Source organism: Streptomyces sp. XM83C (genome assembly GCF_023072675.1).
GTDB lineage: Bacteria > Actinomycetota > Actinomycetes > Streptomycetales > Streptomycetaceae > Streptomyces > Streptomyces thermocoprophilus.
On the sequence record NZ_JALLGL010000227.1, the window covers coordinates 1 to 10,025 of the forward strand.

A 10,025-nucleotide genomic window follows, 5' to 3' on the forward strand; every position below is an offset into this window, starting at 1 on the left:
TCCTGGCTGGGCGGCTGCCGCCGTTTGCACCGCCGCTACGAACGCAAGGTCGAGCACTTCCTGGCCTTCACCGCCATCGCCTGCAGCCTCATCTGCTACCGCAGACTCGCCAAATGAGACGACGTCTAAGGCCGACATGTGGATGGCGTCGGCGGCCGCCGCGCCCGCCGCGGTCGACGCGGTGACCGACTGCTTCCAGCGACTGGTCAGGTCCCCGGCCGCGTACAGGCCGGGCACGCTGGTGCACTGGGAGGCGTCGACGCCGATGAAGCCGGCGTCGTCGACCGTCAGCTTCAGTTCGTCAGCCGCCCGCTGCACGACGGGTTGCTGCCGTTGTCGCGGCGTCCACACCAGGGTCTGCCGCTCCAGGACCCTGCCGTCGGCCAACTCGATGCCGTAGAGGGCCCCTTCCCGGTGGTGCAGGCGGCGGACCGTTCCCGTGACGACGTCCCCTCCCCTGCTTCGCGCGGTCGCGCGAGCGGTCTCCAGGCCGGGCATCGACTCCTGGCAGATCGCGATCGTGTCCTCGCTCCAGGCGCGGAAGGCCACGGCCGACAGTCCCGCGAGTTCCGCGTTGTCGGCGACCGTCGCCCAGCGCCGACCGGCGTTCTCCTCACCGAGGCAGAACGGGCAGTGGATCACGCTGCGGCCCCAGCACTCCGCGAAGCCGTCCACGTCGGCCGGATGGACGTCGACGACACCGGTCGCGAGCAGGACGGTTCGGGCCTCGACGGTCTCACCGCCGCCGAGGGCGACCCGGAAGCCCCCACTAGGAGCGGGGGACACGCTGTCGGCGTCGTCCTCCAGCCGCTCCACGGTCGTGTACCGGCAGAGTTCCCGCCAGGCGCGGTCCCGGAACTCGGCGGGAGTGACGCCGTCCATGCCGATGTGGCCGTGAACGCCCGCCGACGCGCTGTTGCGCGGTGCCCGGGGGCTGTCCACGACGATCACCGGGTGCCGGTATCTGGCCAGACCGAGCGCCGCGGTGAGCCCGGCGGGGCCGGCTCCCACGATCACGGTGGTGTGGTCGGCGTGCGAGGACATAGGTGGGATCCCTTCCGTCGGCGGCATGAGCGGGGTCCGTCCACCGCGTGAGCGGTCCGGCAGGTGCTCGGTGTGGGAATGCCGGAATGGGCTGTCGGCGGGCGGAAGCCGTCGGCCCGCATTGTGGTCGCCGCCGCGGTGGTGGAAAGGTGTGGGCGAAAGAGGTGAGCCAGACAGTCGTGCGCCTGCGTGGCACGGGCGATGCCGGCTTTCCGCCCGGGTACGAGCCGGCCGCGGTCGACGCCCCCGCCCCGAGTCACCGGGCGGGGGCAGGCGGACGGCCGCGTCGCGTCAGGCGCTGACGTACTGGGCGAGGTGCTCGCCGGTGAGGGTGGAGCGGGCGGCGACGAGTTCGGCGGGCGTGCCCTCGAAGACGATCCGGCCGCCGTCGTGGCCGGCGCCCGGGCCGAGGTCGATGATCCAGTCGGCGTGGGCCATGACCGCCTGGTGGTGCTCCACGACGATGACCGTCTTGCCGGAGTCCACCAACCGGTCGAGCAGGGCGAGCAGTTGCTCGACGTCGGCCAGGTGCAGGCCGCTGGTCGGCTCGTCGAGGATGTAGACGCTGCCCGTTCCCCCCATGTGGCCGGCGAGCTTCAGCCGTTGCCGCTCGCCGCCGGAGAGGGTCGTGAGCGGCTGGCCGAGGCTGAGGTAACCCAGGCCGACCTCGGCGAGCCGGTCGAGGACGGTGTACGCGGCCGGCGTCCGTGCCTCACCGCTGCGGAAGAACTCGGCGGCCTCGGCCACCGGCATCGCGAACACCTCGCTGATGTCCCGGCCGCCGAGCCGGTACTCGAGCACCGACGCCTGGAACCGCTTGCCCTCGCAGTCCTCGCAGGTGGTGGCGACACCGGCCATGATCGCCAGGTCGGTGTAGATGACACCGGCGCCCTTGCACGTGGGGCAGGCGCCCTCGGAGTTGGGGCTGAACAGGGCGGGCTTGACCCCGTTGACCTTGGCGAACGTCTTGCGGATCGGTTCGAGCATGCCCGTGTAGGTGGCCGGGTTGCTGCGCCGGGAGCCCTTGATGGGCGACTGGTCCACCGTGACGACGCCGTCCCGGCCCGCTACCGAGCCGTGGATCAGGGAACTCTTGCCGGAGCCCGCGACCCCGGTGACCACCGTGAGCACGCCGAGCGGGATGTCCACGTCGACGTCGCGCAGGTTGTGGGCGTTGGCGCCGCGCACCTCCAGCACACCGGACCGCTCGCGCACGGACGGCTTCAGCGAGGCCCGGTCGTCCAGATGCCGCCCGGTGACGGTGCCGCTGGCCCGCAGACCCTCGACGGTGCCCTCGAAGACCACCTCGCCGCCCTTGGTGCCGGCCAGCGGTCCCAGGTCGACGACGTGGTCGGCGATCACGATCGTCTCCGGCTTGTGCTCCACGACCAGCACGGTGTTGCCCTTGTCGCGCAGTCGCAGCAGCAGGTCGTTCATCCGCTGGATGTCGTGCGGGTGCAGGCCGACGGTGGGCTCGTCGAAGACGTAGGTGACGTCGGTGAGCGCGGAGCCCAGGTGACGGACCATTTTGACGCGCTGGGCCTCACCGCCCGAGAGCGTGCTCGAGGACCGGTCGAGCGAGAGGTAGCCGAGGCCGATCTGGACGAACGAGTCGAGGGTCTGGCCGAGCACCGTGAGCAGTGTCGTGACCGACGGGTCGGTCAGACCGCGGATCCAGGCCGCGAGGTCGCTGATCTGCATGGCGCAGGCGTCGGCGATGCTGAGGCCGTCGATCTTCGCGGACCGGGCGGTCTCGCTGAGCCGGGTGCCGTGGCACTCGGGGCAGGCGGAGAACGTCACCGCCCGTTCCACGAAGGCACGGATATGCGGCTGGAGCGTCTCCTTGTCCTTGGACAGGAACGACTTGCGCACCCGCGCGAGGAGGCCCTCGTAGGTGGTGTTGACGCCCTTCACCTTGACCTTGACCGGGTCCCGGTGCAGGAAGTCGTGCCGTTCCTGCTCGGTGTAGTCGCGGATCGGCTTGTGCGGTTTGAGGAAGCCCGACTCGGTGAACGACTGCACCACCCAGCCGTCGGGCTTCCATCCGGGGACTGTGATCGCGCCGTCCGCGAGCGACTTGGAGTCGTCGAACAGCTGGGTGGGATCGATGTCCGAGACGGTGCCCATGCCCTCGCACCGCAGGCACATGCCGCCGACGACGCTGAAGCCCTTCTCGATCTTCTTGCCGTTCACCACGAGGACACCCGACGCGTCGGCCGAGGCGACGTTGAAGGCGAACGCCTTCTGGGACCCGATGTACGGCTTGGCGAGCCGGCTGAAGAGGATGCGCAGCAGGGTGCCCGCGTCGGTGGCGGTGCCGACCGTGGAGCGGAGGCTGGTGCCCATCGGCTGCTGGTCGACCAGGATCGCGGTGGTCAGCCCGTCGAGCACGTCGACCTCGGGCCGCGCCAGAGTGGGCATGAAGCCCTGGATGAAGGCGCTGTACGTCTCGTTGATCAGCCGTTGGGATTCCGCGGCGATCGTGTCGAACACCAGGGAGCTCTTGCCCGAGCCGGAGACCCCGGTGAACACGGTCAGCCGCCGTTTGGGGATCTCCACATGCACGTTCTTGAGGTTGTTCTCACGTGCTCCGTGCACACGGATCATGTCATGGCTGTCGGCGGCACGGAGCGCAGCGGGCTGAGTGTCCGTCTCGGTGCCGGCCGTCATGGTGTCCCTCCCGTTTGTCGGACGCGGCACGTCTTCGTCGTGCGACGTGGTGACCAGTTCCTGAACGTCCCGGTTCATGGGCTCAAGCGTATACCTGCAAAATCGGTTGAGGGTTTTGGAGAATCCACGCGGATGTCTTCGGATAAAGTCTCAAACCGTGAAGTACCTGCGCCCCTACGACCTGGCCCGTGAGCACGGCATTTCCACCCAGGCGGTCCGCAACTACGAGCGGGACGGCTTCATCCCGCTCGCCCGGCGCACCCCGTCCGGCTACCGCACCTACACCGAGATCCACGCGGCGGCCCTGCGCGCCTATCTGGCGCTCGTCCAGGCATACGGGTATGCCACGGGCGGCGAGATCATGCGGTCGCTCAACACCGGCGACCTCGACGCCGCGCTGACGGCCGTGGACCGCGGCCACGCCCAACTGCTGCGCGACCGCAGCACGCTGGACGCGGTGGGGCGGGCGGTGGAGCACCTCACCAGCGGCCCCAGCCTCGCCGAGCACACCTCCGCCGGCAGCGAGCCACTCAGCATCGGCGAACTCGCGCGCCGTCTGGGGGTGACCGCAGCGACCCTGCGGAACTGGGAGGCGGTGGGCATCCTCACCCCCGCCCGGGAGCCGGTCACCGGCCACCGTTCGTTCGGCGCCACGGACGTGCGCGACGCCGAGCTGACCCATCTCCTGCGGCGCGGCGGCTACCCACTGGAGCACATCCGCACGGTGGTTCGGCAGATCCGCACGGCCGGCGGCACCGAGGCGCTGTCCGCCGCCCTCGAGGACTGGCGGCGACGGCTCACGGCCCGCGGTGTGTCCATGCTCGACGCGGCGGCCCGTCTCGGCGGGTACGTGGCCCTCCTCGGCATCGCCCCGGCCGGACCGCCGGCCGCCGCGGAACCCGCTTCCGCGCCGGGGTCCCCACCGACGGTTTGAGACCTCGCGGCCCGGCGCGTCCGCCCGCGGCGCCGACGGCACCGCCGTAAGCCTCAACAGGTCTTTCAATGATTCGATTGACAGACATGAGAAAGGACTTCCACGACCTGCCCGTGGCCTCGTGCTCCGTGCTGGCGCTCGGCGAACCCACCCACCGGGAACCCGCCTTCGGGTGGGTGCGCAACGAGCTGTTCGCCCGGCTGACCCGCCTCGGCTTCCGCTCGATCGCCCTGGAGACCGACCGCGTGGCCGCGCTGCGCGTCGAAGACTTCGTCAAGGGCGGCGACGGGGATCTCGACGAGGTGGCGCGGGAGGGCTTCTCCCACGGCTTCGGGAACCTGGAGACCAACCGGCGCCTCGTCGCCTGGATGCGCGACCACAACGCGAACCTGCCGCCGGAGGAGCGGCTGACCTTCCACGGCTTCGACGTCCCGACGGAGACGACGAGCGCCCCCAGCCCGCGGCGCTGTCTCGAGCAGGCCCGGGACTATCTGGGGCTCGACCTCGACCTGACCGGGCTGCTCGGCGCGGACGAGCAGTGGAGCCGCACGGAGGCGGTGATGGACCCGGCCATGTCGGTCGGCGCCACGCCCGAGGCCGAGCGGCTGCGGTCCCTCGCCGACGACATGCTCACCCTGCTCCACTCCAACGCCGCCGAGCGGATCGCGCAGACCTCGCGCGCGGAGTGGCTCCGGGCCAGAACGCACCTCACCGCCGGCCTCGGGCTGCTGCGCTACCACCGCCAGGCGGCCCAGCGCCTGGAGAACAACACCCGGCTGTCCCGGCTGTTCGCCACCCGGGACGCGCTCATGGCGCAGAACCTCCTCGACATCCGCAGCATCGAGGGCCGCCGGGGCGCGACGCTGGTCTTCGCCCACAACGTGCACCTCCAGCGGACCCCGAGCACTTGGAGCCTGGGAGACCTGCGCGTTCGCTGGCCCGGGGCCGGCACCGTAGTCGCACCGCTGCTGGGCGAACAGTACGTCTTCGTCGCCGGCAGCCTCGGCCGCAGTGAGGCCATCGGGCTGGGCGACCCCGAGCCGGGCACCCACGAGAGCGTTCTGCAGGACCGCGTCACCGATTGGGCCCTGGCCCCCACCGGCACGGTCACCGCCGCCCGGACCCGGACGGACACCACCCCGCAGCAGGGCTACTTTCCGCTCGACCAGGCCCTCCTGGACACCGCTGACGCGGTCCTGCACGTCCGCGACGGCTCCGCCGTCACCCGGTCGGGGGACCTCCTGCGCACCCCCGCCGGCGCTGGGAGCGAGCACTGACAGAGACGGGAAGGATTCGCCGGGCTCCCGGGGCGCCGGAGATTAGATTCGCCGTCGATCAGGGAGCCTCCCGAAGGAGCTGACCGCGCTTGAACACGGTTCCTGCACTGTTCGAGTCAATCGTCGCCCGACGGGGTGGCGAGCCCGCCCTCGTCGACGGGGAGGGCACCCTTGGGTACACGGAGCTGAACACCCGGATCAACCGGCTCGCCCGCAGGCTCATCGCGCACGGTGTCGGTCCCGACTCGCTCGTCGCGATCGCGATGCCCAAGTCGCGAGAACTGATCGTGGCGATCATGGCGGTGCTCAAGGCCGGCGGCGCCTACCTCCCGCTCGACCCGGACTATCCGGCGGAACGCCTGTCGTTCATGCTGTCCGACGCGCGGCCGGTGCTGCTGCTGCGGTCCTCCTCGGTGGCGCCCCTCGGCGCGGGTCCGGAGGAACTCGTCCTCGACGACCCGGCGTTCCATGCCGCGTGCGCGGCTCTGCCGGGGCACGACGTCGCCCAGCACGAGCGCCGCGCCGCACTGCGCCCCGAGCACCTGATGTACGTCATCTACACCTCGGGGTCGACCGGGACGCCCAAGGGCGTGGCCGTGCCGCACAGCGGTGTGCGCGACATGGCCGCCACCCAGGCGGCCGTCCTGCGGGCGGGCCCGGGCGACCGCGTGCTCCAGTGGGCGTCCATCAGTTTCGACGCCGCCTTCTGGGACGTGTCCCTGGCGCTGCTGTCCGGGGCGGCCCTCGTGATGGTGCCCGCCGACGACCTGCTGCCGGGCCATCCGTTGTGGAACACCCTGCTCAAGTACGGCATCACGCACGCCGTACTGCCCCCGGTGGCGCTCAGCGAGACCGACGCCGAGGACGTCCTGCCCGGCGGGACCGTCATGTCCACGGGGGACAGCTGTACGCCGACGCTGGTGCGCAAGTGGTCGCGGGCACGGCGGATGTTCAACGGTTACGGTCCGACCGAGGTGACCGTCGGGGCGACGATCGCCGGGCCGGTGCGCGACGCCGGTGACATCGGGATCGGCACTCCGTGGGTCGGCAAGGAGGTGCACGTGCTCGACGAACGCCTGCGCCCGGTGCCGCCCGGCACGGAGGGCGAGCTGTACATCGCGGGCAGCGGGCTGGCGCGCGGCTACCTCAACCGGTCCCCGGCGACCGCGGCGAAGTTCGTGGCCGATCCGTTCGGGCCGCCGGGCACCCGGATGTATCGCACGGGCGACCGGGGCCGCAGGGGGCCGGACGGCGAGCTGTTCTTCGCGGGCCGCGCCGACGGCCAGGTGAAGCTGCGCGGTTTCCGCGTCGAACTCGGTGAGATCGAAGCCCGGCTCGCCGCCCATCCAGCGGTGGACGTCGCCGTCGCCGTGGTGCGGGGTGAGCTGGCCGACGCGCATGTCGTCGGCTACGTCACCACCACGGCGCCGGTCGAGCCGGGTGATCTGCGCGCCCATGTCGCCGAGTCGCTGCCCGCGCACATGGTGCCCGCACGGGTCACGGTGCTGGAGCGGTTCCCGACGCTGGCCAACGGCAAGATCGACCGGGGAGCCCTGCCGCAGCCGGACGCGGGCGCCGAGGGACTCCCGGGCGGCGGGCGGGTGCCGGAGGCCGTCGAGGCGGACGACTGCGCGGCCGTGGTCTGCGCGATCGTGCGGGAAGTCCTCGGGGCCCCGGAGGCGACGGCCGCCGACAACTTCTTCCAGCTCGGCGGGCACTCCGTGCAGGCGACCAGGCTGGTCGCCCGGATCCGGGAGCGGTTCGAGGTCGCGCTGTCGATCCGGACCGTGCTGGAGGCGGCGACGATCGGCGAGCTGGCCGCGGCCGTCGAGAGCCGGCTGCCCGGCTGACGGCCGTCAGCGGAAGGCGACCGGCAGACTGGCGTAGCCGTTCAGGAAGTTGGAGTAGATCGGGGCGGGCTCGCCGCACACCTCGATCTCGGCGACCGACTCGGTGAGCGCGCTCAGCAGTGCGCGCAGCTCCGCCCGGCCGAGGAAGGCGCCGACGCAGAAGTGCGGGCCGTGGCCGAAGGACAGGTGCTTGTTGGGCGAGCGGGTCGGGTCGAACCGGCGCGGCTGGTCGAACACCTCCTCGTCGTTGTTGGCTGAGGTGTTCCACAGCGTCACGATGTCGCCCGCGCGCACCTGCCGGCCGCCTATCCGCATGTCCCGCGTCGCGGTGCGGGCGAAGTGCATGGCCGGCGTGGCCCAGCGCAGCACCTCCTCGACCGCCGTGTCGATCGCGGCCGACCCTTCGCGCAACGCCCGCCACTGGGCGGGGTGCTCGGCGAACGTCTTCACCGCGCAGATCGCGGACACGCGGGAGGACTCGTCGCCGCCGAGCACGAGGCTGTAGCAGTTGAGCGCGACCTCCTCCAGCGTCAGCGGGCGGCCTCCCGCCTCCGCCGTCGCGATCATGCTGATCACGTCGTCGCCGGGGTCGCCGCGGCGGTGCCGGGAGAGGTCCATGAAGTAGCCGATGATCTCGTTCCGGGCCTCCAGGGAGTCCAGCCGGTCGGACTCGGCGTCGTCCGAGGAGAGGGCCAGCTTGTTCCAGCGCAGCAGCTTCTCGCGGTCCGCCTCCGGAATGGAGAGCAGATCGCAGATCGTGTTCATCGGGATGTGCTCGGCGACCTCCGCCGCGAAGTCGAACTCCCCTTGCCGCGTGACGGTCTTGATGAGCCGTGACGTCCGTTCCCAGACCTTCTCTTCCACCGCGCCGAGGACGCGCGGGGAGAAGGCGCGCAGCATCAGGTTGCGCATCTCGCGGTGGCGGGGTCGGTCGGTGACCGCGAGCATCTTGCCGCCTGCAGAGTCACCGCCGCTCAGAAGGACGTCCAGTACGGTCCCGCGAGCGGAACTCAGGGAGCGTACGTCGGCGTAGCAGGACAGCACGTCGGCGTGACGGGCGACGACCCAGAAACCGGGATTTCCCTCGTGCCAGTACACGGGCCGGTGCTTGCGCACATCGCGCCAGAACTCGTATGCGTCGTGCCGTACGAAGGCGGTCGCGTCGGTCAGGTCCAGCTCGGTCGGGGTGGTCATGCCCAAATCGTCACATCGGCGGCGCCGACGCCGGGAAGCTCTTGCGCAGGTCTTTCTTCTTGAATGAGAGACGAAAGATTGCTGATCAGCTGGTTCCTTCCCGTGTCACGCTCAGGAATATGGGTCGTTGGACGCGCCGGATCGTCCGGCTGCGGCCGGCAGATCACCTATGACGAGGAGGCGGCGTCCTGAGTACTCTGACGTATGGGGACTATCTCCACATGGAGACCCTGCTTTCGCTCCAAGAGCCGCAGGCCCCGCACACAGCCGGCCGCGCGGTCGTCCTGGCCGAACAGTTCTTCATCATCACCCACCAGTCCTGCGAGCTGTGGCTGAAGCAGCTCGGGGCTGATCTGGACGCCGCTGCCGAGGCGCTCCTGCCGCCCTGTCACCCGCACGATCTGGAGCTGGGACTGGAATTCCTGCTGCGGTCCAGCGAGTTGATAAGGGTGCTTCAGCAGCAGTTGCTGGTCCTGGAGAAACTGCCACTGCGTTACTTCGCCGAGTTCCGGACCTATCTGGACACGGCGAGCGGCGCGCAGTCCGCGCAGTTCCGGCGGCTGACGGCACTGCTGGGCAACAGTCACCACCAGGGCAGTCTCTACGAGGCGTTCGCGGCGGCGGTCGAGTACCACGGGCAGTCCGTGCACGACGTCTGCCGACGTGGCGTGGAGTCCGGCGTGCTGCACCGCCTCGCGGAAGCGCTCGTGGACTTGGGGAACGGGTACTGGCACTGGAAAGTGGCACACCTGGCGCTGGTGTCGAAGATGATCGGGGAGCAGGGGGGAACCGGCGGCTCGAGCGGTGTCGACTTCCTTGCCCGCCGAGTCACCCGGCCCTTTCCCGAACTTCGCCGGCTGCGCGGGAAGGTGCACCACTCATAGCCTTTCGGCCGCCGATGGGTATCCATGCGTGAGGGCCTCCTGTGGTAGAGGTTGTCCCGTAACTGCTGGTCAGAGGTGAGATCATTTTGCTGTGGCTGGTGTGATCACGGCGTCGGAGCCCTCTTGGATAGGTCCGTTCACCGGGCTGAGCCCGCGGCAGTTCAACAAGCTG

At 70.4% G+C, this 10,025-nt stretch carries 6 protein-coding genes and 3 pseudogenes; 6 read left to right on the forward strand and 3 right to left on the reverse strand.

Going from position 1 to position 10,025, the window contains the following annotated elements:
• Nucleotides 1–117 (forward strand): annotated as a pseudogene (locus MTQ10_RS22300) (IS5/IS1182 family transposase); the annotation flags it as partial.
• A 66-nt stretch (nucleotides 118–183) separates the two neighbouring features.
• On the opposite strand, the pseudogene MTQ10_RS22305 reads toward MTQ10_RS22300, so the two are convergent.
• Both MTQ10_RS22305 and MTQ10_RS22310 read right to left on the reverse strand, forming a co-directional pair.
• Nucleotides 184–1,071, reverse strand: a pseudogene (locus MTQ10_RS22305) (NAD(P)/FAD-dependent oxidoreductase); the annotation flags it as partial.
• A gap of 264 nt (nucleotides 1,072–1,335) precedes the next feature.
• Nucleotides 1,336–3,714, reverse strand: coding sequence for an ATP-binding cassette domain-containing protein (locus MTQ10_RS22310; protein ID WP_247471412.1), 2,379 nt, complete (start codon nucleotides 3,712–3,714; stop codon nucleotides 1,336–1,338).
• Between the two features lie 166 nt (nucleotides 3,715–3,880).
• Here MTQ10_RS22310 and MTQ10_RS22315 point away from each other — a divergent pair, with 166 nt between their 5' ends.
• The 3 genes from MTQ10_RS22315 to MTQ10_RS22325 all read left to right on the forward strand — a co-directional run bounded on the left by MTQ10_RS22315 (nucleotide 3,881) and on the right by MTQ10_RS22325 (nucleotide 7,775).
• Complete coding sequence (locus MTQ10_RS22315; RefSeq protein ID WP_282612487.1) at nucleotides 3,881–4,648, forward strand: TioE family transcriptional regulator; 768 nt, start codon at nucleotides 3,881–3,883, stop codon at nucleotides 4,646–4,648.
• A 68-nt stretch (nucleotides 4,649–4,716) separates the two neighbouring features.
• Nucleotides 4,717–5,925: an erythromycin esterase family protein gene (locus MTQ10_RS22320; protein ID WP_247471404.1), complete on the forward strand. Its 1,209-nt coding sequence runs from the start codon at nucleotides 4,717–4,719 to the stop codon at nucleotides 5,923–5,925.
• 89 nt (nucleotides 5,926–6,014) lie between these two features.
• Nucleotides 6,015–7,775: a non-ribosomal peptide synthetase gene (locus MTQ10_RS22325; protein WP_247471406.1), complete on the forward strand. Its 1,761-nt coding sequence runs from the start codon at nucleotides 6,015–6,017 to the stop codon at nucleotides 7,773–7,775.
• 6 nt (nucleotides 7,776–7,781) lie between these two features.
• Here the strand turns inward: MTQ10_RS22325 and MTQ10_RS22330 are convergent, their stop codons facing one another.
• The gene (locus MTQ10_RS22330; protein WP_247471408.1) at nucleotides 7,782–8,969 is read right to left on the reverse strand and encodes a cytochrome P450; all 1,188 of its coding nucleotides are present in this window, start codon (nucleotides 8,967–8,969) and stop codon (nucleotides 7,782–7,784) included.
• Between the two features lie 197 nt (nucleotides 8,970–9,166).
• On the opposite strand from MTQ10_RS22330, the gene MTQ10_RS22335 reads away from it, so the two are divergent.
• Complete coding sequence (locus tag MTQ10_RS22335; protein WP_282612488.1) at nucleotides 9,167–9,853, forward strand: tryptophan 2,3-dioxygenase family protein; 687 nt, start codon at nucleotides 9,167–9,169, stop codon at nucleotides 9,851–9,853.
• A gap of 91 nt (nucleotides 9,854–9,944) precedes the next feature.
• A pseudogene (locus MTQ10_RS22340) lies at nucleotides 9,945–10,025 on the forward strand (IS5/IS1182 family transposase); the annotation flags it as partial.

Excerpts from the sequence above, each read along its gene's own strand:
- MTQ10_RS22310 (WP_247471412.1), bottom strand. The coding sequence starts at position 3,714 with ATGACGGCCGGCACCGAGACGGACACTCAGCCCGCTGCGCTCCGTGCC.
- MTQ10_RS22320 (WP_247471404.1), top strand. The coding sequence starts at position 4,717 with ATGATTCGATTGACAGACATGAGAAAGGACTTCCACGACCTGCCCGTG.
- MTQ10_RS22330 (WP_247471408.1), bottom strand. The coding sequence starts at position 8,969 with ATGACCACCCCGACCGAGCTGGACCTGACCGACGCGACCGCCTTCGTA.